1 protein-coding gene is annotated in these 362 nt (G+C 55.5%); it reads right to left on the bottom strand.

What is annotated here, in order from left to right; genetic code table 11:
* Positions 1-362: transposase (locus tag ACO0LF_RS31615; RefSeq protein WP_423021394.1), on the bottom strand; the 362-nt coding region annotated here is incomplete at both ends.

Here is a 362-nt window from a genome sequence, read left to right as displayed (position 1 = left end):
AGGGTGGCTGATACGTCGGCGTCATACATTTCCTTGAACGCGTCGACGATTTCCCGGGTGCTTAAGCCTTTGGCATAGAGCGCCAGAATCTGATCATCCATCTGGGTTAAGCGGCTTTGGTGCTTGCGCAAAAGCTGGGGCTCGAAGGAACCTTCACGGTCCCTCGGTGCTTCTATCTCGATTTCACCATGCTGGCCTTTGAGGCGCTTGACAGTGCTGCCATTGCGGGTATTTCCCTTGCCTGGCGTGCTGTCCTGATGCCTCTCGTAGCCGAGGTGCTCGGTCAGTTCTGCATTGAGCGCTGTTTCCACCGTGAGCTTGAGCAGCTCACGGGAGAACGCATTCAAATCAGCTTCGGTCTT

Source organism: Undibacterium sp. Di27W (assembly GCF_049340345.1).
Lineage (GTDB): Bacteria > Pseudomonadota > Gammaproteobacteria > Burkholderiales > Burkholderiaceae_D > Undibacterium.
This window is presented reverse-complemented; position numbering and strand designations above follow the sequence as displayed.